The 25,829-nt window shown below is 62.9% G+C and carries 22 protein-coding genes; 11 read left to right on the top strand and 11 right to left on the bottom strand.

Annotated features, from left to right (window positions below; translation table 11 throughout):
* Positions 1-10: 10 nt before the first annotated feature.
* The gene (locus QZ648_RS16215; RefSeq protein ID WP_169068046.1) at positions 11-268 is read right to left on the bottom strand and encodes a hypothetical protein; all 258 of its coding nucleotides are present in this window, start codon (positions 266-268) and stop codon (positions 11-13) included.
* A 440-nt stretch (positions 269-708) separates the two neighbouring features.
* Between QZ648_RS16215 and QZ648_RS16210 the strand changes: the two genes are divergently transcribed.
* Positions 709-1,608: an alpha/beta hydrolase gene (locus tag QZ648_RS16210; RefSeq protein WP_169068045.1), complete on the top strand. Its 900-nt coding sequence runs from the start codon at positions 709-711 to the stop codon at positions 1,606-1,608.
* Between the two features lie 124 nt (positions 1,609-1,732).
* Here the strand turns inward: QZ648_RS16210 and sodC are convergent, their stop codons facing one another.
* Entirely contained in the window at positions 1,733-2,254 is a 522-nt protein-coding gene (sodC, locus tag QZ648_RS16205; RefSeq protein WP_169068044.1) for a superoxide dismutase family protein, read from the bottom strand.
* Between the two features lie 270 nt (positions 2,255-2,524).
* On the opposite strand from sodC, the gene QZ648_RS16200 reads away from it, so the two are divergent.
* Complete coding sequence (locus tag QZ648_RS16200; protein WP_211203836.1) at positions 2,525-4,411, top strand: sulfatase-like hydrolase/transferase; 1,887 nt, start codon at positions 2,525-2,527, stop codon at positions 4,409-4,411.
* A gap of 54 nt (positions 4,412-4,465) precedes the next feature.
* Positions 4,466-5,353 (top strand): 2-dehydropantoate 2-reductase, encoded by an 888-nt coding sequence (locus QZ648_RS16195; protein WP_291997673.1) that lies wholly within the window; start codon positions 4,466-4,468, stop codon positions 5,351-5,353.
* Between the two features lie 85 nt (positions 5,354-5,438).
* Here QZ648_RS16195 and QZ648_RS16190 read toward each other — a convergent pair whose 3' ends face one another.
* From QZ648_RS16190 to QZ648_RS16175, 4 genes are all read right to left on the bottom strand, one after another.
* The gene (locus QZ648_RS16190; RefSeq protein ID WP_291997672.1) at positions 5,439-6,269 is read right to left on the bottom strand and encodes a c-type cytochrome; all 831 of its coding nucleotides are present in this window, start codon (positions 6,267-6,269) and stop codon (positions 5,439-5,441) included.
* A 117-nt stretch (positions 6,270-6,386) separates the two neighbouring features.
* Entirely contained in the window at positions 6,387-7,652 is a 1,266-nt protein-coding gene (locus QZ648_RS16185) for an amidohydrolase (RefSeq protein ID WP_291997671.1), read from the bottom strand.
* 207 nt (positions 7,653-7,859) lie between these two features.
* The gene (locus tag QZ648_RS16180; RefSeq protein ID WP_291997670.1) at positions 7,860-8,648 is read right to left on the bottom strand and encodes a M90 family metallopeptidase; all 789 of its coding nucleotides are present in this window, start codon (positions 8,646-8,648) and stop codon (positions 7,860-7,862) included.
* On the bottom strand, positions 8,645-9,577 hold the full coding sequence (locus QZ648_RS16175; protein ID WP_248595577.1) for a DMT family transporter: 933 nt from the start codon (positions 9,575-9,577) through the stop codon (positions 8,645-8,647). The genes QZ648_RS16180 and QZ648_RS16175 overlap by 4 nt, the downstream gene beginning before the upstream one ends.
* A 38-nt stretch (positions 9,578-9,615) precedes the next feature.
* On the opposite strand from QZ648_RS16175, the gene QZ648_RS16170 reads away from it, so the two are divergent.
* On the top strand, positions 9,616-11,844 hold the full coding sequence (locus tag QZ648_RS16170) for a bifunctional (p)ppGpp synthetase/guanosine-3',5'-bis(diphosphate) 3'-pyrophosphohydrolase (protein ID WP_169068040.1): 2,229 nt from the start codon (positions 9,616-9,618) through the stop codon (positions 11,842-11,844).
* Positions 11,845-11,901: 57 nt separating this feature from the next.
* Here the strand turns inward: QZ648_RS16170 and ppk1 are convergent, their stop codons facing one another.
* Positions 11,902-14,022 (bottom strand): polyphosphate kinase 1, encoded by a 2,121-nt coding sequence (ppk1, locus tag QZ648_RS16165; protein ID WP_169068039.1) that lies wholly within the window; start codon positions 14,020-14,022, stop codon positions 11,902-11,904.
* A gap of 213 nt (positions 14,023-14,235) precedes the next feature.
* On the opposite strand from ppk1, the gene QZ648_RS16160 reads away from it, so the two are divergent.
* From QZ648_RS16160 to QZ648_RS16135, 6 genes are all read left to right on the top strand, one after another.
* Positions 14,236-15,747, top strand: coding sequence for a Ppx/GppA phosphatase family protein (locus QZ648_RS16160; protein ID WP_169068038.1), 1,512 nt, complete (start codon positions 14,236-14,238; stop codon positions 15,745-15,747).
* A gap of 7 nt (positions 15,748-15,754) precedes the next feature.
* On the top strand, positions 15,755-16,870 hold the full coding sequence (locus QZ648_RS16155) for an ABC transporter permease (RefSeq protein WP_291997669.1): 1,116 nt from the start codon (positions 15,755-15,757) through the stop codon (positions 16,868-16,870).
* A gap of 29 nt (positions 16,871-16,899) precedes the next feature.
* Entirely contained in the window at positions 16,900-17,664 is a 765-nt protein-coding gene (locus QZ648_RS16150) for an ATP-binding cassette domain-containing protein (RefSeq protein ID WP_169068037.1), read from the top strand.
* 2 nt (positions 17,665-17,666) lie between these two features.
* The gene (locus QZ648_RS16145) at positions 17,667-18,611 is read left to right on the top strand and encodes an MlaD family protein (protein WP_169068036.1); all 945 of its coding nucleotides are present in this window, start codon (positions 17,667-17,669) and stop codon (positions 18,609-18,611) included.
* Positions 18,608-19,225 (top strand): ABC-type transport auxiliary lipoprotein family protein, encoded by a 618-nt coding sequence (locus QZ648_RS16140; RefSeq protein WP_169068035.1) that lies wholly within the window; start codon positions 18,608-18,610, stop codon positions 19,223-19,225. Before QZ648_RS16145 ends, QZ648_RS16140 begins: the two co-directional genes overlap by 4 nt.
* Before the next feature lie 64 nt (positions 19,226-19,289).
* Entirely contained in the window at positions 19,290-20,090 is an 801-nt protein-coding gene (locus tag QZ648_RS16135; RefSeq protein WP_169068034.1) for an enoyl-CoA hydratase, read from the top strand.
* A gap of 85 nt (positions 20,091-20,175) precedes the next feature.
* Here the strand turns inward: QZ648_RS16135 and QZ648_RS16130 are convergent, their stop codons facing one another.
* The 3 genes from QZ648_RS16130 to QZ648_RS16120 form a co-directional block, all read right to left on the bottom strand.
* On the bottom strand, positions 20,176-21,639 hold the full coding sequence (locus tag QZ648_RS16130; protein WP_169068033.1) for a GGDEF domain-containing protein: 1,464 nt from the start codon (positions 21,637-21,639) through the stop codon (positions 20,176-20,178).
* A gap of 284 nt (positions 21,640-21,923) precedes the next feature.
* Positions 21,924-22,595 carry a hypothetical protein gene (locus QZ648_RS16125; protein ID WP_169068032.1) on the bottom strand — a complete coding sequence of 224 codons (672 nt, stop codon included), beginning with the start codon at positions 22,593-22,595 and terminating at the stop codon, positions 21,924-21,926.
* 295 nt (positions 22,596-22,890) lie between these two features.
* Positions 22,891-23,523, bottom strand: a complete 633-nt coding sequence (locus tag QZ648_RS16120; RefSeq protein WP_169068031.1) for a class I SAM-dependent methyltransferase — start codon at positions 23,521-23,523, stop codon at positions 22,891-22,893.
* A gap of 302 nt (positions 23,524-23,825) precedes the next feature.
* Between QZ648_RS16120 and QZ648_RS16115 the strand changes: the two genes are divergently transcribed.
* The gene (locus QZ648_RS16115; RefSeq protein ID WP_169068030.1) at positions 23,826-25,322 is read left to right on the top strand and encodes a CYTH and CHAD domain-containing protein; all 1,497 of its coding nucleotides are present in this window, start codon (positions 23,826-23,828) and stop codon (positions 25,320-25,322) included.
* 76 nt (positions 25,323-25,398) lie between these two features.
* Here the strand turns inward: QZ648_RS16115 and QZ648_RS16110 are convergent, their stop codons facing one another.
* Positions 25,399-25,755 (bottom strand): hypothetical protein, encoded by a 357-nt coding sequence (locus QZ648_RS16110; RefSeq protein ID WP_169068029.1) that lies wholly within the window; start codon positions 25,753-25,755, stop codon positions 25,399-25,401.
* Positions 25,756-25,829: the final 74 nt, after the last annotated feature.

Here is a 25,829-nt window from a genome sequence, read left to right as displayed (position 1 = left end):
CAAGAGGGGACTAGTGGCTGCGATTGGATTGCATCTGGCGTCCGCCGCTTGCCGCCTGCAGGCGCCACTGCTGACGGTACTGCCCGGCGTTGGCCTCGATCCATGCCAGCGCCTGGGAGTCCCTCTCGTTTGCCGGGAAGTGCTCCACATACGCTTCGATCACGGCGTATTGCTGCTGGAGAAATTCCGCTTCCGAGAAATGCGGTTGCGAAAAATCGCGGACGAGATCGCGAAAGAACTGCAGTACGGCGTCATCTGAAATGTTCATGGGCTGCGCTCCTTGAGGAGAGTATTACTGGCCGCAATGATCTGGCTGATACCTCTGCAACGGCCATCCTGTGTCGTTCTTGAAGCGTTTCTTGGGTCCAGCGTTCGAGTTTCAGAGTCTATGAGGTGATAAGCGACTTTAACTGTAGTCGCTAAGCTTCTGTAAGCTCGGCTTATTGTTTTCCATGGCTGGGGGGTGTTGTCAAGCCTGATCCGACGCTGACAAGCGTTTGTCGCCACGAGTGGTACAAAACTGACACAGGTGCAGATTCGTGCAGGGTTGCTATGGTACTGACCGCGTTGGGTCCTTGGGCGCGGATTCCAGGCCTGTGCTAGAGTTTCGCCCTTCTCCCCGCAGCAAGCGCTGCAGGCGGCAGGCACGACGCAAGCTCGAGCGGCAGACTAGGCAGGGGAAATGAAACTTGCAGGGAGATTTACCAGATGAACATCCGCGCTGACTTCTCACCGTGGCTCATTGGGCCGACGCCGGGAATCGTTGAACGTGAGGTGTGCTGTGCCTCAGCCGCCGGCTTGCATCGCATGGCCTATACCGAGTGGGGTGAGCGCGACAATCCGAAGGTCCTGGTCTGCGCGCATGGCCTGACCCGCAATGGACGCGATTTCGACGCTCTGGCGCGGGCGATGGCTGCCGACTACCGCGTCATTTGCCCCGATGTTGTCGGGCGTGGGCGCAGCGATTGGTTACGCGACTCGGCGCACTACGTTTTTCCGCAGTACGTGGCCGACCTGATGGTTCTGCTCGCGCGCCTCGATGTCGACAGGGTCCATTGGCTGGGTACTTCGATGGGCGGGCTGCTCGGCATGTGGATTGCCAGCCAGGACGATTCGCCGATTTCCCGCCTGGTGCTCAACGATGTCGGCCCACTCATTCCCGTGGCCTCGCTACAACTGATTGGCGACTACGTCGGTCGGGCACCGAAGTTCGCGACCTACGAGGACGCCGAAAAGTATGTGCGCCTGGTCAGCGAGCCCTTTGGCCACCTGACTGACGCGCAGTGGCGCCATCTTACCGAGTACAGCCTGCAGCGGGCCGACGATGGCCGCCTCGAGATGCGCTACGACCCGGCAATCGGGGACCCGTTCCGGCGCCAGATCAGCGCTGGCGACGTCGACCTGTGGCCGCTCTACGATGCCATTCGCTGCCCGACACTGGTCGTTCGTGGCGCTGACTCGACTGTCCTGACGCACGCGACGCTGCAGGAAATGGCGAACCGCGGTCCGCGCCCGCAGACTGTCGAGATTCCCGGCGTCGGACACGCGCCGACCTTTCTCGACGCTCAGCAGATCGCTGCGGTGCGCGATTTCCTGCTGGTCGTCTGAGTCAGCTGAACCTGCCCTGCGTCGATCGCGCCGCTCGCGCGGAGAGGGCCTTGGGGTAGAACGCAGGCCCCGATCCCGGCAATCGCCATTCCAGCCGAGGCTTGCTCTTGTGGCCGATCGCCGATCAGCCGCCGATCACGCCACATGCGACGCGAGCGCCGCCGCCGCCGAGTGGCGCCGGGTGGTCCGAGTGATTGTCGCCGCCGGCGTGCACCATCAGCGAGCGATTGCGCACGTCAGAGAGCTTCAGCCTTGGTGCCAGCACCGGGGTGCTGGCCGTTCCGTCGGCGGCAACGTAGAGCGCTGGCAGATCGCCGAGGTGCCCGTCGCCCCACGGTTCGCCGTGCCGCTTCGTTTCTTGTGGGTCGAAGTGCCCACCCGCCGCCAGCGCTGCGACTGCCACGCCCTCCTTGTCCGCGGGGGTGCAGGCCGGCTTTTCGTGTACGTGGAAGCCATGCAGACCAGGCGGCAAGCCCTTGAGCTCGGGATAAAACGCCAGGCCGTACGCTGTTTCGACGATGCGCACCGTTCCCACGGCAGAGCCGACACCCTGGCTGCTGGCCAGGTTCAGAGTGACGCTTGTCTCGGCTGCGAAAACGAGAGCCGGGCACAGCAGACAGGCTACAACGCTAAGGGGAGCTTTCATGGGTGACTCCTTGGGTGGAAGAGCGGTTCACTCGGCGGGCAGTGCTTGTGAGCAGCCTTGTCGAACGCTTTGCGCCAGCAGCGGCGCGAAGGGATGGCGACCGGTCACGGTGCGTGAGGCCGCCAGGACTGGTCGTGCGGCCATGATAACGACTTGCTGAAGCCGAGCGCAAGCCCGCGCGGGGGCAGGTGCTTTTTCGGCCGCGCTTCAGTCCCTCTTAAGATTGGCCTTGCACTATCGTGCGCCAAGCTTTCTTGTCGAGGTATTCCGGTGACACAAACTCAGCGCGCACTGCGGCGCTTCTACCTGCTCATCTTCGTTGTGCTGTGCCTGCTGCTGGTGCAGTTCTGGCCGTACATCGAGGCTCCCGAGCCGACTGTTCTCCTCTTCGCTGCGCTCTCGTCGCTTACCTACGCGGCGATCTTTCTGTCGCCGGTGATGCTGACTGGCTGGTCGCTGGAAATGCTCGTTCGCCCCCGCGGCGAAGCCATTCCACGCTGGAAGCTGGCGCTGGTCTATGGGGTTGTCTGCTTGCTCGGCCTGATTGTCGTGTTGCTGGTGTTTATCGATCTACAACTCTTCAAGCTTTACGAGTACCACATCAACGCTTTCGTGTGGAATCTGGTGACCACGCCAGGGGGGCTTGCTGCGCTGGGAGCGAGCCAGGAAACGATCTCTACTGTCGTCGTCCTGGTCGCTGTCGCAGCACTTGTGCTCGCCGTTCTCCTGCTGTTGCTGCATCGCGTGGCGGCCAAATCGCCTGCCGAACCGGGACGTCCGGTGCCGCGCATGGCAGCAAGCCTGGCCGTGCTTCTATTCCTGACCTTGCTGGTGACCGAAGGGGTCTATGCCTTCAGCGCTTACACCGGCAAGGAGTCGTATTTGCAGGCAGCTTCAGTGCTGCCGTTACATCTGAATACCAGTGCCACCAGCTTGTTGCGCCGACTCGGCGTGGCGCCGGCGGAAAAATCAAATATCCTGAAACTGGCCGAGGGCAAGATCATCTATCCCTTGCAGCCGATCACCGCGACGGCCCGCGACAAGTACCCGAACATCATCTGGTTGACCGCTGAGTCGTTTCGTTGGGATCTTTTCAGCGCGGAGATTACGCCGAATCTCTGGGCGTTCGCCAAGACGTCGCTGAGCTTCAAACGTCACTACAGTGGCGGCAACCGTACGCGCATGGGTATGTTCTCGATGTTCTACGGCTTGCACGCACCCTATTGGTACGCTTTCCAGAAGCAGCGGGTGCGGCCGGTGCTGATCGACCTGCTGATCGATAAGGGCTACCTGTTCTCATTGCGTACCAGCCAGAGTTTTACCTATCCGGAGCTGGACGATACCGTTTTTGCCGACATGCCCGCGGGGACCCTGATGCAGGCTTTGAACGAGGGTGAGCCGTGGCGGCGTGACGAGCAGAATATCGATAACCTCCTCGCCGAACTGGCGGGCGCCGACGGCACCAGGCGGCGTTTCATGTTCATGTTTTTCGAGGCCACGCACGCCCCGTACACCTTCCCCGAGTCGGCGGTCATTCGCCCAGACTACCTGCACGAGGTGAACTACGCCAAGCTGGATTTGCTGACCAACGTCGATGCCATCCACCAGCGCTATATCAACGCCGCCCACTTCGTCGATGCGCAGGTCGGGCGCATCCTGGACGCCCTGCAGGCCAGCAAGCAGTTGGATAACACCGTGGTGCTGTTCACCGGCGACCACGGCGAGGAGTTCATGGAGAACGGCCACTGGGGGCATGGGCACGGCAACTATTTTCCCGAAGAGCAGATCCGGGTGCCGCTGCTGCTGCACCTTCCCGGTTACCCGGCGCAGTCCTTTGAACATCCCACCTCGCACCTGCAAATCCCGAAGACGCTGATGGAGTACCTGGGTGTCTCGACCCCGGCGCAAGCGTATACTCTGGCCGGCGACCTGTTCCAGAGCGAGGACTTCCTGGTCCTTGGCAACTACAACTTCATGGGCATCAAGAACGGTGACAGCAAGCTCGTCTTCCCTTTCACCGGCAGCGAGTTCTTCCGCTACGATGTCTATGATGGGCAGGACAAGAGGCTACCCAGAGATCAGCGCCAGCCGGTAATCGACGCCAGTAGCGCCGCACTCAAGCGAGTTATTGCGGAGGACCGTCGCTTTGTGCAGTAAAGGCCGGTATTTCGAGGGGCTGGTAGCGACGACGCAGCTGTTTCAAGGAGCAAGATGAAAATTGCAGTGATGGGCGCCGGTGCGGTTGGCTGTTACTACGGCGGCATGCTGGCCCGTGCGGGACATGCGGTGCTCTTGATTGGCAGGGCGCCGCATGTGGCTGCGGTGTCGCGCGACGGGCTGTTCATGGATACGCAGTCCTTTCAGGCGCAGGTGCCGATGCAGGCCAGTACCGACGCGAGTGCCGTACGCGGTGCGCGGCTGGTGCTCTGTTGCGTCAAGTCGCCCGATACCGCAAGCGCCGCCGCAGAAATGGCCCCACATCTGGACGCCGATGCTTTCGTGCTGAGTCTGCAGAATGGCGTCGACAACGCCGAGCGGCTGCAAGCCGCGCTGCGCCGGGAAGTCGCTCCGGCCGTCGTTTACGTGGCCACCGAAATGGCCGGCCCTGGCTGCGTCAAACATCATGGGCGAGGAGAACTGGTCATCGGACCGTCGTCATTCAGCAAGGACCTGCTGAAGCTGTTCGCCGACGCTGCCGTGCCGGTCACCATTTCCGACAACGTGGCGGGTGCGCTATGGGCCAAGCTGATTCTCAACTGCGCCTACAATGCCCTGTCCGCGATCACGCAGATCCCCTATGGCCGCCTGGTACAGGGTGACGGTGTCGAGGGCGTGCTGCGCGACGTGTTGAGCGAGTGTCTCGCCGTGGCGCAGGCGGAAGGGATCAGCGTCGCCGGCGACACCTGGCACGCCGTCCAGCAGATCGCGCGCACCATGCCCGGCCAGCTCTCGTCAACGGCCCAGGACCTGGCGCGCAAAAAGCCCAGCGAGATCGACCATCTCAACGGCTACGTGCTGCGCAAAGGCGAGGCACTGGGCATCGCGACGCCGGTCAATCGCGCCCTGTACGCCATTGTCAAACTGCTTGAAGCACGATAGAGGCGCCCGTACTGTGAAAGTCGCGCAAGCGACTCACGAACCTCCATTCTCCCCTTGCCGGAGAAGGGCCGGGAGAAGAGGGGTGTCAGTAACGCGCATCCTTCGGTTTGCCGCCCTTGAGCCAATCGTTTTCCTTGCCGGCAAGGTCTGGGCGCGGTTGCGTGGTGAAGAAGGCGGCAACGTCGTAGGCTTCCTGGTCGGAGAGCGTGCCACCCTGAGCGAGCGGCATGTTGGCTTTCACAAACGCAGCCGCCGTGTTCAGTCGCGCCATGCCGGCGCCGATATTGAACGCCTTCGACCCCCACAGTGGGGGGAACATATAGCTGCCATCGGGCTTGTTGAGGCCGGCGCCGTCAGCAGCGTGGCAGGAGGCGCACTTCTGCGCATAGATGCTCTTGCCTCTGGCCTTGTCCGGCGTAGCAGGCGCAAGGATTTCCTTGAAGCCGCGCCCGGCGCTATCCATCCCGGTAGGGACGCCTTGCGAAAGCCACCACACATACGACAGCACGCCGATCATTTCGGGGCTTTCCTCGGGCAAAGCCTTGCCGTTCATCGAACGCTCGAAGCAATCGTTGATCCGCGTCTGCAGGGCGTTCACGCTGGCGCTGCGCGAGCGGTACTCGGGAAACACGCCCCACAGGCCGACAAAGGGTGCAGCCCCCGCAACCGTGCCGCCATTGAGGTGGCAAGAAGAGCAGTTCAGCCCGTTGCCGACGTAAGCCTTGGCATGGTTCTGGGTGTCGGTCACCACCTTCTGCCCAAGCTTGATCGCCTCGCCCAGCGGGCCGGCAGGGATGGTTGATTCGGCCGGGACGCTGAATGGCCAGGCCTGCGGCGCATCGGCAGCCTCTGCTCGCTGCAGTGGCGCAAAGGCCAGGGAAATCGCTACGGCGGTTAGTGCGAAAAGTCTGCTCATTCCTTGTTTCTCCTCTCGTTGAAGGGCAATCCGTGCGACTTTTCCAGCCGACTTTTCCAGCCATTCAACCTGGCTGTTGCTGTGGCGAAACTCACAGGCAGCTACTGGTCAAGAGCTTCATGATAGGCGCTGTTGCGGCCGGTGATGAGGCTTGGGCAGGAAGAAATCGGCCGTCTCGAATACCTGACGAGGAAAGCGATGCCCCTTCCAGACCAGATTGCGTTTCAGCACCAGGTCGAAGAGCAGGGGGTTGTGTTTCTGGATCTCCGCGACGACGTCGGCCGTCTGTGGATCGAGTAGCCCAAGTCGCTCCAGTTGATGCAAGGAGAACAAGGGCAGGATACCGGTCAGGGGATAATCGGAGCCGTTGAGCAGACGGTGGTGCAGATCTTCGGCGAGCAGCAGCGTCTGCAGCGCCTCGGGCGCGCGGTTGATCTGGGTGACCGCGGACAGATCGCCAAACAGCAGTTTCTCGTATGCGGGCTCACGCATCATGCCCAGGAAAGCCTGGAAGTTGGTCAGGCCTCGGGAGGGTTTGCCGCTCTCGCCACCCTTCGCGGTTTCCCCCAGTGATGCGCAATGGGCGACGATCACGCGCACGCCCTGTTCCAGCGGGCGCCGCAGTCGCAGTGGATCGCCATAGTCCTGATGTCCGCCGCCCTCTGCCGCCAACTCATCACCGCCGTGTGTCAGCAAGGGCAGGTTCAGCCGCTGCAGGGCCTGGTAAAAGCGGTCGCAGCGCGGCGACGCGGGATCCATTCCCATCGCCGGTGGCAGCCATTTCACCGCCCGCGCACCGTGTGCGGCGGCCCAATCCAGGGCCTCGAGCGCGTCTTCACGATAGGGATGAACCGAGCAGATCCATTCCCAGTTGCTGCGCGCCGCCGCCACCGACTGGGTGTACTCATTGGCGACAAAAAAAGTACTCAATTCCGGGCGCCGCCGACCATCCACACCGTGGTTGTAATCGAAGGCGAGCAGCATCAGGCGCATCCCGCTTGCCGGGTCGATCAAGCTGGCCAGGCGTGCGAGGAAGGACGCGTCGCCGCCGACCGCCTCATCAACGCAGGCGGCGTTGGTGTACAGCCGTTTTTGCAGGAATTGGGAAGGGTGCCAGATGCTGTCGAGCGCTGGATTGACCCATACCTTTGCCGGATCCGAGTCGCCGGTGCCAACCAGATGCACATGGCAATCCCATAGCTTGGCCGGATCGAGACCGGCCAGGACATCCCTGACGACAGGGTGCTCGGCCAGTCGGTCGGGCAAGCGTGGCGCCAGGCAGGGATTGCGCAGGCCGCGCAATGGTAGCCAGTCGCGTCCCAACCACGCCGCACCGGCAGCGAAACTCAGGGCGCTAGCACCAAGAAACAGACGCCTGCTCATCCGGGATTCGATGATTTCCTGTCCATACTCACCGCGAGATCATAGCCGGCAGATTCCGGCAGTGTGTGCGGGCGGGGCTCGTAGCGGACCCAGGCGGACACGACGCTCGCGAACCTTGACCAGGTTGCGGCAAGCTTCCCGGGAACGATTTCGCCACGCCAGCCCGGGCGCTGGCAATGCTCACGGAGGGCAAACAGCGCTGCGCATTTACTGCAGGCGATTCGCCGGTAGCATGCGGGCTGCCGGGTCCTGGCGGTAGAAAGCTGCGAGCTGTTCGTAGAAGGCCGGAAATTGCGCGCGCAGGGCTGCCGGCATCTCGAAGAATGCCTCGCTCATGACGGCGAAGAACTCGCTCGGATTCTCTGCCGCGTAGGGATCGAAAACGGTGTCCTGTGCGCTGGCTTCCGCTTTGTCGACCTGCGCGCAGAAGTCTTCGTAACTGGCGAGCAGAATCTGCTGCCAAGCGGCTCGCGAGATTTCCGGTGGCAGGGCCGGGACACCGTTTGCTTCGCCACTGAGCATGTCCAGCTTGTGCGCGAACTCATGGATCACGACGTTGTAGCCGGCGCCGGCCATTTGCGCGTCGCGCCAGGAGATCAGCAGCGGCCCACCGGCCCAGGCTTCGCCCGAGGCCAGTTCCTGGTATTCATGGACAACGCCGAATTCGTCCTCGACGCTGCGCGGGATGACGAACTCGTCAGGGTACACGACGATGCCGACCCAGCCGCGGAAATAGTCGAGGCCAAGTTCGAGAATCGGCAGGCAGCCCTGAGCGGCAATCGAGACGCAGATCTCGTCGCTGAGTTGCAGGCCGCCGGCGACGGTGAACTCCTTCTCGGCGAGAAACTCCTGGGCCAAGGCGCGCAGCCGCTGCTGTTCGTCGGCGTCGAGCGCTCTGAGAAAAGGCAGCGCCGAAACGATTTCCTGCCACAGGGCGTCGGGAATCTCGGCGGCCTGCGGTTGTTTTCGCAACCAGCCGATGAGCTTGCCGATCATGACGCTTTCGCCTTCCCGGGAGCTGCGGTGGTCAGGTAAATGCCGGTGAAGATGAGGGCAATGCCGAGGTAGTGGTAGGAGCGCGGAATCTCGGCGAGGAAGATGGCCGCCAGGAGAGTGCCGAAGACCGGCATCAGGTGGATGAACAGGCTGGCCTTGCTAGCGCCGACTTCACCGACGGCGCGGTTGTAGAAAACGTACCCGAGAAAGCCCGGGAAAACGCCGGTATAGGCGATAGCGGCCAGCGAGCTGGTCGAAATGTCGATCGTCTTGCCCTGGGAAATCTCCCAGGCATAGGCGGGGGCGAGGGCGATCAGGCCGACGACGATGAATGCGGCGAGGAGCAACATCGGGTCGACACCGACTGGCCGCCACTGTAGTCCGATGGTGTATAGCGCCCAGGTGAATACGGCCACCAGCATCCACAGGTCGCCGATGTTCAGACTGAGATTGGCCAGTGTCTGCACCTCGCCGCGACAGACGATGATCGTCACGCCGACGAACGAAAGCAGCACTCCGAGCCACTCGATGCCGCGCAGGTGCTTCTTGAGGAAGGCCCACGACAGGGCAATGGTGGCGATCGGGATGAACGAGTTGAGCAGTACGGCGTTGGTCGCCGCGGTGTAGTTCAAGGCCACGTAAGCCAGCGTGTTGTAGCTGCCGACGCCAAGCAGGCCAAGCACGACAACCGGCTTCCAGCCGCGCCGCAGCAGTGGCCACTGTGCGCGCAGATGCGGCAGGGCGAGCGGCAGGACCAGTGCCAGAGCAATCGCCCAGCGCCAGAACGCGAGTGACAGCGGCGGCACCTGGTCGCGGATGGCGCGGCCAAGAACCATGTTTCCGGACCAGAACAAGACGGTCAGCGTGAGTAGCAGGTAAGGGTTTTGCAGGCGGGCGAACATCGGCGGCAGGGGGCGACAAAGGCGCATTATGCCTGATGCGCGGGCGAGTCCATTATAATTGCCTTATGGTTTCAGTTACTCATTCGGTCGCCGCTCAGGGCGACTTCGAACATTCCCTGCAATCCCTGCTTGAGGGAGTGCCGGTCGCTGACGGTGAGCGAATTCGACGCGCGGTGGAGTTTGCCCGGTCGTCCTATGCCGTGCGCCAGTTGGGCAGTGGCGAAAGCGTCTGGGGGCACGCTCTGGGGATGGCTCTGATCGTTGCCGGCCTCAAGCTCGACGCCGATGCACGTTTGGCGGCGCTGCTCTTCGCGCTGCCGGCGCAGCAGGAGCATGGCCTGGCGCTGATCGAAAAAGAGTTCGGGCGCAGCGTTGCGCATCTGGTGGACGGTATTTCGCGTCTGAACCGCGTGCGACCGATCACTCGCGGTTTCGTCGCTCATTCGTCGGAAAGTGACGACAAGAAGCCGCAGGAAATGAAGGCGCAGGTCGAGGTGCTGCGCAAGATGCTGCTGGCGATGGTCGAAGATATTCGCGTCGTCTTGCTGCGCCTGGCCTCGCGCACGCAGACCCTGCGCTACTACGCCGTCGAGCCCGATCCGCTGCGTGCGGCGGTGGCGCGCGAGACGCTGGAACTGTATTCGCCCTTGGCCAATCGGCTCGGCCTCTGGGAGCTGAAGTGGGAGCTCGAGGATCTCTCCTTCCGTTTCATGCATCCGGCGATCTACAAGGATATTGCGCAACACCTGGACGAGAAGCGAACCGAGCGTGAGCAGTTCATCGTGGACGCGGTCGATCGCCTGAAGCGCGAGTTGGCTGACGCTGCTGTCGGCGATGCCGAGGTCTACGGCCGACCGAAGCACATCTTCAGCATCTGGAACAAGATGCGCAAGAAGGATGTCGCTTTCTCGGAGGTCTACGACGTGCGCGCGCTGCGCGTCATCGTCAAGGACGTCAAGGACTGCTACACGGCACTGGGCATCGTGCACCATATCTGGTCGCCGATCGCCAGTGAGTTCGACGACTACATTGCGCACCCGAAAGGCAACGACTATCGTTCGCTGCACACGGCCGTGCATTGCCCGGACGGACGCGCGCTCGAGGTGCAGATCCGGACTCCCGATATGCATAAGCATGCGGAGTTGGGAGTTGCCGCGCACTGGCGGTACAAGGAGGGCAGCCAGGCGACCCCGGAAGACCGCTACGACGAGAAGATCGCCTGGTTGCGGCAACTGCTCACCTGGCGGGACGAGTCCGTCGATTCGTCGGACTGGGTCAGGCACTACAAGAAAGCGGCCTTTGACGAGACGATCTACATCCTGACCCCACAGGGGCGCGTCGTCGACCTGCCGCGTGGTGCGACGCCGGTGGATTTTGCCTACCGCGTGCACACCGACATCGGCCATCGCTGCCGTGGCGCCAAGGTCGATGGCGCACTGGTGCCGCTGAATACGCAACTGGCCACCGGACAGCGCGTCGAAATCGTTCTTGCCAAGCACGGCGGCCCGTCACGCGACTGGCTCAACAGCGCGCTGGGCTACGTGTTCACCCATCGCTCGCGCGCCAAGGTCAGGCAGTGGTTTGCCAATTTGGCGCTCGAGGACATGCTCGCCGAGGGGCGGGTGGTGGTGACGCGCGAACTGCAGCGCATGGGGCAGTCGAGCGTCAGTCTCGACGAGCTTTCGGACCGGCTCGGCTTTGCCCGCCCTGACGACCTGTTCATTGCCGTTGCCCGGGCCAAGCTGAACATGCGCCAGTTGCAGCTGGCGGTGCGTGGCGGCGAGGCGCCGCTGGACGAAGACGATCCCGCCGAGTTGGCGGTGTCCAGGTTGCGGCCAAGCGATGACGCCGAGAAGGGGATTCTGATCGTCGGCATGGGGCGCTTGCTGACGCAGTTGGCGGGTTGCTGCAAGCCGGTGCCACCGGATCCGATTGTCGGCTTCGTCACCCGGGGCAAAGGCGTGTCGGTGCATCGCGCCGATTGCAGCAACTTTAGCAACATGCGCGCAATGAATCCCGAGCGGGTGATCGAAACCACCTGGGGTGGTGGCGAGGAGGAGGGCATTTTTGCCGTCGATATCGTCATCGACGCTCACGATCGCCAGGGGCTGTTGCGCGATGTCTCCGACGTGCTTGCCCGTGAAAAACTCAATGTCATCGCGGTCAATACGCAGTCCAGGCAGGGTAAGGCGCTGATGCGCTTCACCGCTGAAGTTGGCAGCATCCCACAGCTCAACCGCACGCTGAGCTTGCTGCACGGTGTCGAAGGCGTGGTGGCCGCAAGGCGCGCCTGAGTCGCACCGGCCTGGTGGGTTTCCCAGGCCGGCGCTTACGACGTCTCCAGCTGCTCGTCAGTCCTTCAGCAGTTCGATCAGTTCGGCTTGCGACGAATGTGGGCTGGTCCGTGAGCCGCGCCGCTGATGATAGCTGCCATCCGCTCCGAGTTCCCAGGCCAGGGTATTGTCGGTGAGGTAGATCTGCAGCCCCTCGGTGATTACCCGGCGCTTCAGCTTGCGGTCGAGGATCGGAAAGGCGAGTTCGATGCGGCGGAAGAAATTGCGGTCCATCCAGTCGGCGCTCGATAGATAGACTTTTTCTTCGCCGTCGGCGAAGAAATAGAACACCCGATGATGTTCGAGTTGCCGACCGATGATCGACCAGACGTTAATGTTCTCGGACAGGTCCTTGACGCCGGCACGCAAGCCGCAGACGCCGCGGACGATGAGGTCGATCTTGACGCCGGCCTGCGAGGCTTCGTAGAGCGCAGCGATGGTCTCCGGTTCGAGCAGCGAATTCATCTTGGCGATGATTCGTGAACGCTTGCCGGTGCGTGCTGCCTCGGCTTCGGCACGGATCCCGGCGACGACATTCGGTTGCAGCGAGAAAGGCGCTTGCCAGAGGTGCTTCAGGGTCTGCGCGCGGCCGAGGCCGGTAAGCTGCTTGAACACCTCGTTGGCATCGGCACCGATATCTTCGTTGCAGGTGAGCAGACCAAAATCGGAGTACAGGCGGGCCGTCTTGGGGTGGTAGTTGCCGGTACCGAGGTGCACGTAGCGGCGCAGGAGGCTGCCGCCGGCCTTGCTTTCCTCGCGGCGGACGATCATCAGCATCTTGGCGTGCGTCTTGTAGCCAACAACGCCGTAAATGACGTGCGCGCCGACTTCTTCAAGCTTGGTCGCCCAGCCGATGTTCGCTTCCTCGTCAAAGCGCGCCATCAGCTCGACGACCACCGTGACTTCCTTGCCGTTCTGTGCCGCGCGCAACAGCGACTGCATCAGCACCGAGTCAGTGCCGGTACGGTAAACGGTCATCTTGATGGCCACCACCTGCGGGTCGGCGGCTGACTGATCGAGTAATTCGATGACCGGATTGAAGCTCTGGTAGGGATGGTGCAGCAGGATGTCGCCGCCGCGGATGGCGTCGAACACGTTGGCATTCTTCTGCAGAACTTTCGGTGTGCCGGGTTTGAAGGGTTGGAACTTGAGGTTGTCGCGCAGTACCCAGTCGGGAACCTGCATCAGGCGGACCAGATTGACCGGCCCGGCGACGCGGAAGAGGTCGCGCTCGGTGAGGTCGAAGTGGCCGAGCAGGAACTCGGCCATTGCTTCCGAGCAGTTGTTGGCGACCTCGAGGCGAACCGCATTACCAAAGTGTCGCTGCGGCAATTCGCCCTGGATCTTGGCGCGCAGATTCTTGACCGCTTCTTCGTCGACGAACAGGTTGCTGTTGCGCGTGACGCGGAACTGGTAGCAGCCAAGGACTTTCATGCCGGCGAACAGCTCGTGGACGAACTCATGCAGGATCGACGACAGGAAGATGAAGCAGTATTCGCTGTCACCAAGTTCGCGTGGCAGCCGGATGACGCGTGGCAGAACACGTGGCGCCTGCACGATGGCCGCGTTCGAGCTGCGCCCGAAAGCATCACGACCTTCGAGTTCGACGGCAAAGTTGAGGCTCTTGTTGAGCACGCGCGGGAAGGGGTGCGAGGGGTCGAGGCCGATCGGGGTGATCACCGGCATCACTTCGCGGAAGAAGAAGGCGCTGATCCATTCGCGCTGGGCGGGGCTCCAGTCGCCGCGCTTGAGGAAGCGAATGCCTTCACTCGCCAGCTGCGGCAGGATCTCTTCATTAAACAGTGCGTACTGTTCCTTGACCAGGGCGTGCGTTTCGTCGCTGACCAGAGAGTAGACTTCGCGTGCCGTCTTGCCGTCGGTGGTGAGCGCTACCGATCCCAGTTTGAGTTGCTCCTTGACGCCGGCAACCCGGATTTCGAAGAACTCGTCGAGGTTGCTGCTGACGATGCACAAGAAGCGCAAACGTTCCAGCAGTGGGGTTTTGTGGTTCTTGGCCTGCCACAACACGCGCCGATTGAAAGCAAGCAGCCCCATCTCGCGATTCTGAAAGTAGTCCGACGGGAAGCCGTCAGTGGCCTTGGAGGGAGGGGTTTCGGTGGGTGTGGCGGCGGTGTTCATGGGTTCCTTCCGTAAAAATTGATGGATCAGGCAGGCGTGCTGACGACAGCAAACATATTACAACCATCACCCTGCCGCTGCTCGGTAAAAGCCCTATTTTGTCCTTACAAAGCTACTGTGCGATCGGCTGTCGCGCGCTGCTCGGGCGGCCGGCGGTGGTAACATGGGCGTTCTGAAAATTGCCTTTGCCGTGCGGCGAGAAAAAGAACGGGCATGAGTTACGAGCTAATTGCCGGCGTCGATCTGGGTTCCAACAGCTTTCGTCTGCAACTTGGGCGTATCGTTGGCGATCGGATTCACCCGCTTGAACACCTGAAAGAGCGCGTTGGCCTTGCTTCCGGCCTGACCAGCGAGAGAATTCTCGACCATGCCTCGCAGCAACGCGCGCTCGCCGCCCTGCACCGCTTTGGTGAGCAGCTGCGGGGCTTTGCGCCGGAGCAGGTGCGCGCGGTGGCCACCGACGCGATGCGCGTGGCGCGCAATGCCGACCTCGTTCTGCAGCAAGCCGAGGCCGCGCTCGGTTTCCCGATCGAAATCATCGGCGGGCGCGAGGAAGCCCGCCTGATCTTCATCGGTGCCGCGAACGCGCTACCGCCTGCGACGCATCGGCGTCTGGTGGTCGATATCGGCGGTGGCTCGACCGAGTTGGTCATTGGCCAGGGAATCGAACCCCTGCTGATGGAGTCGCTATTCATCGGGGGGATCAACTTTCGCCAGCGCTTTTTCCCGGATGGCAAGGTGGACGGGAAGCGCTTCCGCGCTGCCGAAGTGGCGGCGGCTCGGCAAATCGAAGCGGTGGTTACCGACTACCAGCGCTGCGGTTGGCACGAGGCCGTCGGCTCGTCGGGTTCGGCGCAGGAACTTGCTGGCGTGCTCGAGCTGAACGGTCTTAACCCTGAGTGCGGCGCTGGCATCACTCGCCAGGGGCTGGCCCGTCTGCGGGCGATGATCATTGCCGCTGGCGCGGCGGAACGGCTGCCGCTGAAAGGCCTGCGCAGCGACCGCCTGCACATCTTCCCCGGTGCTCTGGCCATCATGTCGGCGGTGTTTTCCTCGCTCGAACTCGAACAAATGACCTATTCGGAGGGGGCTTTGCCACTCGGTGTCCTGCACGATCTGCGCGGCCGCTTCGAGCATCATGACACGCGCGACGTGACGGTCGTCCAGTTCATGCGCCGTTATCAGGTCGCCGAGGAGCAGGTCAGGCGTGTCGAGCGCACCGCCCTGGCCCTGCTCGGACAACTCATCCAGCTCGATTCTCCTGAGCACGAGCGGGAAGTTCACTTCCTGCGCTGGGCCGTCTCCCTGCACGAGATCGGCATTTCGGTGGCGCACGGCGGTTTCCACAAGCATGGTGCGTATCTGGTGACCAACGCCGACATGCCGGGTTTTTCGCAGCGCGATCAGTCGCGTCTGGCGCTGTTGCTTCTCGGTCAGCGCGGCAGGCTGCAGAAACTGGCCTCGCTGCCGGCCGGCGATGCGAACTGGCGGCTACTCTTCTGTTTTCGGCTGGCAGTCTTGCTGCATCGTTCGCGTGACGATCAGGCGCCCCCAGAACTGGCGATCCGTGAGTCGCCTGTGGGTTTCCAGCTCGATGTTTCGGCTGCCTGGCTGGACGGCAATCCGCTGGCTCGCGCCGCTTTGCGCGAAGAGTCGCTGCTCTGGGAGCGTATCGGCAGCCAGCTGCAGCTCAGAGCCCTGCCGTCTGGACGGATGTGGCAGTGAGGCCGGGGTGAGCGTCGCCGCGATCGAGCTGCAGCAGCAGCCAGGTGTACGGCAACTGCGCCTGTCCGGGGATTGGACGCTGGCGACCATGCCGCAGCCGATTGTCAGCTTTGAGCGGCGCCTGCGCGAGCTGGCAGCCGGCAATCCGGCGTGGGACCTGCAGTCGATTGCACGCCTGGACAGCGCCGGCGGGATTCTGCTGTGGCGCGCCTGGGGCCAACAGTGGCCGGCGTCGCTGGCCATTTCCAGCCGCCATCGGGCGGTGATTGCGCGTATCGAGATGATGCCGCTTGAGCGGCCGTCGGAGCGCTCGAGAGAACGTTTGTCGCTACTGCTCGTCATCGGTCGGCCGGCTCTCGCCGTGGCCAGTCACTTCACTGGCCTGGTGGCCTTGATCGGCCAACTGATCCTGGACCTGATTTACCTCTGCCGACATCCAGGGGACATACCCTGGCGAGAGTTTTCGGCAAACCTCTTCAAGAGCGGCGCGCAGGCCCTGCCGGTGACGGCCTTGATCGGTTTCCTGATCGGTGTCGTTCTTTCCTACCTTTCGGCCTTGCAGTTGGCGAACTTCGGTGCCGACGTCTTCATCGTCAACCTGCTCGGCATCAGTATCGTTCGCGAACTGGGCCCGGTGCTGGTCGCCGTTCTCGTCGCCGGTCGTTCGGGGTCGGCAATGACCGCCCAGATCGGCGTCATGCGCGTCACCGATGAGATTGATGCGCTGGCCACGATGGGCGTTTCGCAAAGCCAGCGCCTGGTCTTGCCCAAGGTCGCCGCGCTCGCCGTGGCGATGCCGCTGCTGGTGCTCTGGTGTTCAGCGGCGGGGATCATCGGCGGCATGGTTTCGGCCAATCTGCAGATGGACCTGTCGTATGGCTTTTTCATTGATACGCTGCCCAAGGTGGTGCCGGTCGCCAATCTGTGGATTGGCATGGGCAAGGGCGTTGTTTTCGGTTTTCTGATTGCCTTGATTGCCTGTCATTTTGGTCTCAGAGTCAAGCCAAATACCGAAAGTCTGTCCGCGCAGACGACCGCTTCGGTGGTGACGGCCATCACGGTGGCGATTCTGGTCGATGCCGTTGCTGCGATTCTGACCCGCAGAATCGGACTGCCGCTGTGAGCGCGGCCGCAGAGGTGGCCCGAACAAGGGTGCCGGCCATTGAAATTCGCGGCTTGTGTACGCGCTTCGATGAGGTGGTGATTCATCGCGACATCGATCTTGAGGTCGAAGCCGGGCAGATGCTGGGTCTGGTCGGCGGCTCGGGCAGCGGCAAGACGACTTTGTTACGCGCGATCGTCGGTCTGTTGCGGCCCAGCGCGGGGACGCTTAAACTCTTTGGCCAGACGCTGTTCGACGGCGATCACGAGCAGGGGCGAGCGCTTCGCCGTCGCTTCGGAATGCTCTTTCAGCAAGGCGCACTCTTTTCGGCGTTTTCGGTCTTTGACAATATCGCCTTTCCGCTGCGCGAACTGCGCACACTCGACGAAGCCATGATCCGTGATCTGGTCTTGCTCAAGTTGGCGATGGTCGAACTTGAGCCACGCCATGGCCGGCTGATGCCCGCGGAATTGTCTGGCGGGATGATCAAGCGCGTGGCACTGGCGCGTGCGCTGTCCCTGGAGCCCGAACTGCTGGTCCTCGACGAACCGACGGCCGGGCTCGACCCCGATCGTAGCGAGAACTTCATCAAGTTGCTCAAGCTGCTGCAGCGGGAACTCGGCTTCACCGTGGTCATGGTGACGCACGAGCTCGATACCCTGCTCGGCCTGGCGACGCGTCTGGCAGTTCTCGCGGATCAACAGATCGTTGCCTGCGGCACGCCGGCCGAAGTGCTGGCCGTCGATCATCCCTTCGTGCGCAACTTCTTTGCTCCGAAGCGCGCCGCGGCAGCGATTCGACACGAGGCGAGCTAGCCATGGAAAACCGTTCGCACGCGCTGCTAGCCGGATTGTTCACCCTGTTGCTGGGAGTTGCGGTAGTGCTCTCGGTGTGGTGGATCGGCGGCAAGCACGAGAGCAGCCGCGACTACACCGTTGTTACGCGGCAGAACGTTACGGGACTGAGCCTGCAAGGACAGGTCCGCTACCGCGGCATTCGCGTCGGCAAAGTGCAGACCATTGAGCTCGACCCGGATGATGTGCGCAACATCCTCGTTCGCATCAGCGTAAACGATTCGGTACCGGTGACCCGTGGGACGGTTGCCAAGATGGGCTATCAGGGAGTGACCGGCATTGCGCATGTCCTGCTCGAAGAAAGCGGCGCCGATCCGCAGCCACTGCCGGGTAATGCCGGGGAGGCCTCGCGAATTCTCATGCGGCCATCGCTGATCGAGGAACTGTCCGATGCCGGCGGTGCCACCTTGCGCGCGGCGGGCGAGTTTCTGGGCAATGCCAACAAGCTGCTCGGCAGCGACAACCAGCAACGTTTCGCGAGTATTCTCGGCAATCTCGAAGCGACCACCGCGAACGCCAACGAAGCCATCAGCCAGTTTCGTCAGCTGTTGGCGCAAACTCCCGAAAGCCTGCGCCTGCTCAACGCCACGCTGGCTCGCGCCGAGCAGGCGGCGGGCCATGCGACGCCCTTGCTGCTCGAAACACGTGAACTGGTCGTGCGTCTGCAGGCGGTCAGCGAGCGCGTCGATGGCTTGCTTGGCGACCCGTCGCCGAGCGGGGTCGCCGCACTCGCGCCACGCCTCAACGAACTCGGTAGCGAGTTGTCGGCCAACTCGCGACAATTGCAGCGGGTGTTGCAGATGCTCGAGGATGCGCCACAAAGTTTCGTTTTTGGCTCGCCAAAGCATTCTCCCGGACCCGGCGAAGCCGGTTTCGTAGCCCCACCAAAGCGTGAAGGATCTCCATGAAGAGACTGTCGATCTGCCTTGCAGCGTGCCTGTTGCTCGCCGCCTGCGCGGGCGGAGCACGCACCGCCACCCAAGCCGAGGTCTATGACTTCGGTTTGCCGGCCGCGCGTCTGGCCGAAGGCCCCGGCTGGTCGAAGCTGGCTCTCGAGATTCGCGCACCGTACTGGTTTGACTCGCTGAGTATCGAATATCGCCTGCTCTACGACGACCCTCTGAAGTTGCGTAGCTACGCAGCCAGCCGCTGGGCTGGCGCGCCCGGACTGCTGCTCGCGCAGCACCTGCGGCAGCAGCTGGGTGTGCTCAGCGGCAGCGGGCGCACGGCGGTTGGCTGCCTGCTGCGTCTGGAACTGCAGGAGTTCTCGCAGCTTTTCGATACGCCGCTGCTGAGTCGTGGCGTGCTGCAGGGAACGGCCAGCGTGCTCGACGCCAGGCGGCAGATCGTCGCCGAACGCTGGCTCAGCATCGAGCAGCCGGCAGCCAGTGCCGATGCCCCCGGTGGCGTGCGCGCCCTGGTTGCGGCCAGCAACGAACTCGGGCGGCAACTCGCTGGCTGGTTGCAGGAAATCGAGCGAGATGGCCAGCTGAAGCGCTGCCCGGCAACGATTGCTGGTTGAGGGGCGCCGCCCGTAGCCGCGCAGAACCGGTTTTTTTTGGTAGTGATAGATCAAGGAGGCAAGAATGAGCACCGAGATGCCGATTCAGGACGACCCTTACGTTGTGCGCAGCGACAAGCAGGGCGTCGCCACGCTGACTCTGAACCGTCCGCAGCAGTTCAACTCGCTGTCACAGGCGATGATCGCCGCCCTGCAGGCGCAGATTGACGCCATCGCGCCTGATCCCGCCGTGCGCGTGCTGGTCATTGCCGGGGCCGGCAAGGCCTTCTGTGCCGGACACGACCTCAAGGAGATGCGTGCCAATCACAACAAGGCTTTCATGCAGGACCTGTTCAAGCGTTGCGGCCGGATGATGATGGCCCTGACCCAGATGCCGCAGCCGGTGATCGCGCGCGTGCATGGCATTGCCACCGCGGCTGGCTGTCAGCTGGTCTCGATGTGCGACCTCGCGGTTGCCGCCGACAGCGCGCGCTTTGCGACTTCGGGAATCAATGTTGGCCTGTTCTGCGCGACGCCGGGTGTCGGTCTGTCGCGCAACCTGGGTCGCAAGCAGGCGTTGGAGATGTTGCTCACCGGTGATTTCATCGATGCACGGGCCGCTCTACAGCAGGGGCTGGTTAATCGCGTGGTGGCTGGCGACGTGCTCGATGCCGAGATCGACAAGCTTGCCGGCTCGATCATCGCCAAATCGTCGGTGGCCATTGGCATGGGCAAGCAGATGTTTTACAAACAGCTCGAAATGGGTCTCGAAGGCGCTTACCAGTACGCTTCCGAAGTGATGGCCTGCAACATGATGACCGAAGACGCGGGCGAGGGAATCGATGCCTTTATCGGCAAACGCAAGGCGGAGTGGACGGGCCGCTAGTGTAGTTTTGCGTCACAGGGCCCTGGCGCTGGCCAGAGCACCTGCCGCCGCGAAAAGGGCTTGCTGGCCGGAGGCCCCTGGCGACTCAGACGACTGCCAGTTGATCGGGGCCGCTGGCTCGGGCAGCGTGCAGTGCCTCGATGGCCCGCTTCAGGACGTCCTCGAACGAGTGGTCCGTGGCACCGGCCTGGCTGGCACCGACACTGACCGTAAAGTGGACGGTGCCGTTCTCGGTCGGGATCGAGATGTCGGCAACCGCCGTGCGGATGCGCTCGGCCACCGCGATCGCTGCGCTGATATCGGTGTCGAGCAGGAGCATGGCAAACTCACCGGCACCGAGTCGCCCGATCATATCCGCGCCGCGTAGACAGGTGGTGGCCACCTCGGCAAACGAGATCAGCGCCTGGTCACCGGTGGCGTGGCCATAACCATCGTTGATGCGCTTGAAGAAATCGATATCGACCAAGAGGATCGAGAGCGGTCTCTGCGCAGGGTCTGCTTGCTGCAATTGCGCGTGGAACGCCGCGACGAAGTGCTGCCGGCTACTGACGCCGGTCAGCCGATCGGTGGTCGCCAGATGTTGCAGCGCGGCGTCTTGATTGGCCAGCGCGCGCAGCAGTTGCAAGGATCGAAAAGCCACCACGGCCAGCGGCACGGTGACGCTGATGGCCAGCATGAGGACCCACAGGGTTTGTTTGTGCCACGGCGCAAGCGCCTCATCGTAGGGCACTGAGACGGTCACCAGCAAGGGGAAATCGGGGACCGACGAGTAGCTGGCGAACTGTCGCCGCTGCTTGTCGCCGCCCTCCTCGAACACCACCGCCTGTCCTTGCGGCAAGAGCTGCGCGCCGGGAAGCGTGACGCCGGTGATCGCTTGGCCGAGCAGTCGCGGGTCGTCGGGCGCTCGCGCCAGAATTGTGCCGTCAGAGCGGAGGAGGGTGATTACCCCGCCCGGCTTGCGGCGCTGCTTCTCGTAAACGGTCGTCAGCTTGCCGAGGTCAATCACCGCGACCAGGATTGGGAAAGCCTGCGTGGGCAGACGGCTGGCGATGGGTAGTTCGGAATTTCCTGCCGGCGTTCTGCGTGTCGGGGCGCCGATGAACAGGCCGCCTGCCGGCGTGTTTCTGAAGTAGTCGCTGTCGGCGACGTTTGCCAATGGCTCGGAGGAGTCGGAAAGTGGGTCTATCGCCGTGCCGTCGGCAGCCAGCAGACGGATCTCGATGGTGGCGGCAGTGCGGTCGCGAAAGTCCGCGAGCAAGCGCCGAAAACCGGGGGCGCTGGCTGGGTCGAGGTCGGGGTTGGCCGCCAGCCAATTGGCACACACGGCAAGAATGACCTCGGCCAGACGAAACTGCCGGCGCGTCTGGTCTTCGACGGCGTGGGTCATGCGCTGCAGGGATTCGCGAGTCGCAGCGACGCGTTCATCGCGAGCCGAGTCGATCCAGAAGCTCACGGCAGCCCACAAGGCCGCGACGAACAGCAGCGAGAAGACGATGACCGTTCGCGGGCTCGCCCATTCCTCAAGATGTTTGCTGGTGGCCTTGACCATGCTGTCTGCCCCTGTCACACATGGAGAGTCATTCTAGCAGCGTAGTCGCGCTGACGGACAAGCGAGCTGGCGCAGTGGCTGTGCTAACGGTCATGACATGTCGAGATACCCCGGATCATGAAAGTCATGACCGTTTCCCCCTCACTTGCAGTGCGCATTCCGGCTTACACGCCGGAATCGTTCGCCGGGCAGGGAGCATGCTCCCCGAATTCCCCGTCTCACCCCCGGCCCTTCTCCCGCGAGGGGAGAAGGGCGTTTCGTGAGTCGCTGGCGCGACTTTCACATTAACGCCGCCAGCGGCGCTCGTCGTCGACGTCCCACTCGGCACGGTCGCTGCCCACCTGGGCGTCCTCGGCCTCAACATCGATGACACCGGCGAAGAACTCGATCGCCGTGTCGGCAACCTGCGCGGTGTCGTAGTAAGCGTAGGCGCCAGCGCCAAGCGCGCCAAATACCGGTATCCAGCGCGAAATCCCCTTGCCGATCAGCCTTTGCGCGATGTGCATGCCGATCTTCAGCACCACCGCCTGGACCTGCGGGCGGGAGGCGCGTTGAACGACAAAACGCTGGCCGATCTGGGCGACCAGATCGCGAACCGCTTGCGCGTCGGTATGCCTGAAAAGGCAGTAGATCATCTCCTCGCGGCCCAACTCGGCAGTTTTTCCATAACAACCGGCGATGTCGGCGACCAGCTGGGTCTGCAGTTGCCACAGCGAGCGCAGTTCCGGAAGCAGGGTCAGCCAGCCGAGCGGGCCGGGCGGCAGGCTGAGTCCGCTGGAGGTCACAGCCGCGCGTCGTGCTGCGGTGGCGGCAATCGCGCGCGCGCGAAGTTCCGGTTTGCGTGCTTCAAGTTCCGTACTGACCGGTGTCTGGCCGACGAAGTCGAGAATCGCCTCGGCGATTCGGGGCCCTGCCTTGAGCTGCGCGTTGCGTTTCGAGAAGCGTCTATCTTGCATGGTCAGAGTGCCATTTAATGTGAAAGTCGCGCAGGCGACTCACGAACCTCCCTTCTCCCCTCGCGGGAGAAGGGCCGGGGGTGAGACGGGGAATTCGGGGAGCATGCTCCCTGCCCGGCGAACGATTCCGGCGTGTAAGCCGGAATGCGCACTGCAAGTGAGGGGGAAACGGTCATGACTTTCATGATCCGGGGTCTCCCGACGTGTCATGACCGTTACCGTGAAAGTCGCGTGCGCGACTCACGGACAGAAAAGTGCCCGTCTGCCGTTTTACGGAAGAAAGCGCCATTTTGCTTCATGCGCTGGTCCGACGCCAGACGCTCGCCAGCCAGGGTTGCTGCGCGCACGGCAGGCCGGGCGGACGATAATAGTGTTCGATCTCCACATAGCCTGCCGCCGCCATGTGTTCGCGCCAGGCGGCGAGGTCGTGGTAGCTGGCGTAGCGGCCACTGCTCCAGCCTTCCTCGTTGTTGCCACGCGGGTTTGAGCAGAACAAGACGCCGGCGGGCTTGAGGGTGGCGCGCAATTGCCGCAGGACGCGTAGCAGTTCCTGGCGTGGGATGTGGAACAGCGAGGCATTGGCGTAGACCCCGTCAAAGTGTGCTTCAGGCAGATCGAGCTTGAGGAAGTCCTGCTGCCAGACTGTACAGCCGCTGTCCTGGCGTGCCATGTCTACGAAGTTCTGCGAGCCGTCGAGTCCGATCGCCCGATGGCCTAGCTGGGTAAGCGCTTTGAGGTCGCGGCCCGGCCCACAGCCGAAGTCGAGAACCGTGAAGGGTGCCTGGCCGTGGATATGGCGCAACAGTGCGGCGATGTTTTGCGTCACGTCGTGCTCGCGAGTGCCGGCACGGAAGTCCTCGGCGCGCTGGTCGTAATGGGCCAGGGTCTGCGTCGTGATAAGCTCGAGATCGTCAGGGCGTAATGGCATGGCTGGTTGGGGCGGCTGGGTTTTCGGCAGCGGGCAAGATGGCGGAACGGAGGTGGTGTGTTCACTGATGGTAAACCATAGGCCCGCCATTCGGCTCGACAAGCTGCGTTTGCGGGCCGACCAGGTCACATTGGCGCGGCCGGCCGCCGGAAACAGGAAAAGAAATACTCCTGTGCTAATCTACGTGACGGCGCGCGGCCATGCCGGGCTCGTTGCAGCAGGAGCGATGACGGGCTGGCGCCAGGGGAGACGACATAATATGACCCGGGGAAGGCATGCCTTTCCCGCCACGAGGGTTCGCCATGGCCACTGAAACCGAAATGAAGCTATCGCTGTCGGCGCGCGCGGCCAGCCAGTTGCGCCGCCATGTCTTGCTGTCGGGCGTGCCGTCGCAGCGGCAACTGCTGATCAATACCTACTACGATACGCCCGATTGCCGCCTGCGCAGCGAGCGGCTGATCGTGCGCTATCGTCAGCAAGGGGGCGACTGGCTGTTGGGCGTCAAGACTGCTGCTCAACTCAGCGGTGGGCTGGCCGAGCGCCAGGAGTGGGAGTGCCCTGGTCGGCCCGGCGAGTTCGACTTTTCGCATGTCGACCAAAGCGCTGTTCGCGATCTTCTCGAGTCCTTGCGAGATCAGTTGCAGCCGGCGTTTGTCACCCGCTTCCAGCGCCACGCCTGGCTGCTGGAACCGCGCGCGGGCGTGCGCATCGAACTGGCGCTCGACTGCGGGACGATTGAGGCCAGCGGTCGTCGCCAGCCAATCCGTGAGGTCGAGCTTGAGCTGCTGTCCGGCGCCGTTGGCGATCTCTTCGACCTGGCCGTTGCGCTGCAGGCCAGCCTGCCTTTGCATCCGGAAGCTCGCAGCAAGTCCGATCGCGCCTATCGCCTGATGCTCGACACGCCGATGACCGCGGCCAAAGCGCTGCCGGTTGCGATCGACGCCAGCTTGGCGAGCATCAGCGCATTTCGTCGCATTGCCCTGTCCTGCGTCAACCAGTTGCAGAGCAATGAGCAAGGAATTCTCGCGACCGATGCTCCCGAGTTTGCGCACCAGGCGCGCGTCGCAATTCGCCGCCTGCGGTCGGCCATACGTGTCTGGCAGCGCCACCTCCCGGCGCCATTCGTGGCCCGTTTTGATCCCCTCTGGCAAGAGCTCGCCAGGCGTCTGGGGGGAGTGCGCAACTGGGACGTCTTCCTGGCCGATACCGCGCCGCTATTGAGTGCGGCCTTTGCCGACCGGGCAGAAGATCAGGCGAAAGTCGAGTCCTTGTTCCGCTACGCCCGGCGGCGCTGCACAAGCAATCGCCGGGCCGCGCGAGCCGCCTTCAAGTCGGCTACCTATTCGCGTCTGTTGCTCGACTTCTCGGCAGCTCTTCAGGCCTTGCCCGAAGCCAAGCGCGGTTCGCTGGGAGACTTTGTTCCCGCCTGGCTCGACAAGTGTACCCAGCGCGTCAACCAGCGCGCCGCAGAGGCACAGCAGGGCGGCGACGAGGCTCGTCACCGTCTGCGCCTGGCGTTCAAGCAATTGCGCTACGCGCTCGAATTCTTTTCGCCAATCTTCGCCGGGCCCGTGTTGCAGAACTTCCATCAGTCGCTTACCGCCCTGCAGGAACAGCTCGGGCACCAGAACGACCTGGCGGTCGCCATGCAACTGGTTGTTGAAGCGCTGCCGGGGCGTAGAGCCGAGGGCGTCCATGGCTGGCTGGCGGTGCAAAGCGAGGCACTGCTACCAGAGCTGGAAATGCTGTTGGAGGCTTTTCGACGTCAAGATGCGCCGTGGTCAGCGCCGTCGTCGTGAACGGGTGGGTTTGCGGCGCGTTTGTTTCCGGCTTGGCAGTTGTTACAGGTTTACAGCAAGCGGTACTGAGGTCGTTTCAGCTTTCCTTTGCCGTGCGGTCCTTTTGCCCCTCGACGTAACCGGTAAGTTGCGACTCGAGTTCGTTGAAACCTGAAGGCGCTTGCTGGCTCAAACGCGACAGCCTTCGCATCAGGCGCTGCTGCGCAAAAGTTTCCGCCGGGTCGGGCTTGCCCAGTAGATACTCCGAGCCGCGTTTGGTCATTACGACCATCGAATTGGACTCGAATCGGTGGCCAGTGAGTGGCGATGTCCTGATGTGCGAGGACGAGGGAAAGCGCGGATTAGTGCCATACACGCGCCCTTCGATGCACACCAGTCTCTCGCCCTCACGGGTGATCAGTTCCAGCGTTTTCCAGTTATTGAGGATATTCATAGTGCCCCCACCCCCGTTCTCGATGCGAAGTAGCCAAGCGACTCACCATTCTAGCCGACAAATCAGTGCTGCGC

It is taken from the genome of Candidatus Accumulibacter sp. ACC012, from assembly GCF_907163155.1.
Taxonomy (GTDB): domain Bacteria; phylum Pseudomonadota; class Gammaproteobacteria; order Burkholderiales; family Rhodocyclaceae; genus Accumulibacter; species Accumulibacter delftensis.
This window is presented reverse-complemented; position numbering and strand designations above follow the sequence as displayed.

What these genes read in the sequence shown, in the direction of transcription:
- ppk1 (WP_169068039.1), bottom strand. Translation starts at nt 14,022, where the DNA reads ATGAACACCGCCGCCACACCCACCGAAACCCCTCCCTCCAAGGCCACT.
- QZ648_RS16115 (WP_169068030.1), top strand. Translation starts at nt 23,826, where the DNA reads ATGGCCACTGAAACCGAAATGAAGCTATCGCTGTCGGCGCGCGCGGCC.
- QZ648_RS16210 (WP_169068045.1), top strand. Translation starts at nt 709, where the DNA reads ATGAACATCCGCGCTGACTTCTCACCGTGGCTCATTGGGCCGACGCCG.
- QZ648_RS16175 (WP_248595577.1), bottom strand. Translation starts at nt 9,577, where the DNA reads ATGCGCCTTTGTCGCCCCCTGCCGCCGATGTTCGCCCGCCTGCAAAAC.
- QZ648_RS16170 (WP_169068040.1), top strand. Translation starts at nt 9,616, where the DNA reads ATGGTTTCAGTTACTCATTCGGTCGCCGCTCAGGGCGACTTCGAACAT.
- QZ648_RS16130 (WP_169068033.1), bottom strand. Translation starts at nt 21,639, where the DNA reads ATGGTCAAGGCCACCAGCAAACATCTTGAGGAATGGGCGAGCCCGCGA.
- QZ648_RS16215 (WP_169068046.1), bottom strand. Translation starts at nt 268, where the DNA reads ATGAACATTTCAGATGACGCCGTACTGCAGTTCTTTCGCGATCTCGTC.
- QZ648_RS16140 (WP_169068035.1), top strand. Translation starts at nt 18,608, where the DNA reads ATGAAGAGACTGTCGATCTGCCTTGCAGCGTGCCTGTTGCTCGCCGCC.
- QZ648_RS16135 (WP_169068034.1), top strand. Translation starts at nt 19,290, where the DNA reads ATGAGCACCGAGATGCCGATTCAGGACGACCCTTACGTTGTGCGCAGC.
- QZ648_RS16195 (WP_291997673.1), top strand. Translation starts at nt 4,466, where the DNA reads ATGAAAATTGCAGTGATGGGCGCCGGTGCGGTTGGCTGTTACTACGGC.
- QZ648_RS16185 (WP_291997671.1), bottom strand. Translation starts at nt 7,652, where the DNA reads ATGAGCAGGCGTCTGTTTCTTGGTGCTAGCGCCCTGAGTTTCGCTGCC.
- QZ648_RS16120 (WP_169068031.1), bottom strand. Translation starts at nt 23,523, where the DNA reads ATGCCATTACGCCCTGACGATCTCGAGCTTATCACGACGCAGACCCTG.
- sodC (WP_169068044.1), bottom strand. Translation starts at nt 2,254, where the DNA reads ATGAAAGCTCCCCTTAGCGTTGTAGCCTGTCTGCTGTGCCCGGCTCTC.
- QZ648_RS16160 (WP_169068038.1), top strand. Translation starts at nt 14,236, where the DNA reads ATGAGTTACGAGCTAATTGCCGGCGTCGATCTGGGTTCCAACAGCTTT.
- QZ648_RS16125 (WP_169068032.1), bottom strand. Translation starts at nt 22,595, where the DNA reads ATGCAAGATAGACGCTTCTCGAAACGCAACGCGCAGCTCAAGGCAGGG.
- QZ648_RS16180 (WP_291997670.1), bottom strand. Translation starts at nt 8,648, where the DNA reads ATGATCGGCAAGCTCATCGGCTGGTTGCGAAAACAACCGCAGGCCGCC.
- QZ648_RS16145 (WP_169068036.1), top strand. Translation starts at nt 17,667, where the DNA reads ATGGAAAACCGTTCGCACGCGCTGCTAGCCGGATTGTTCACCCTGTTG.
- QZ648_RS16110 (WP_169068029.1), bottom strand. Translation starts at nt 25,755, where the DNA reads ATGAATATCCTCAATAACTGGAAAACGCTGGAACTGATCACCCGTGAG.
- QZ648_RS16190 (WP_291997672.1), bottom strand. Translation starts at nt 6,269, where the DNA reads ATGAGCAGACTTTTCGCACTAACCGCCGTAGCGATTTCCCTGGCCTTT.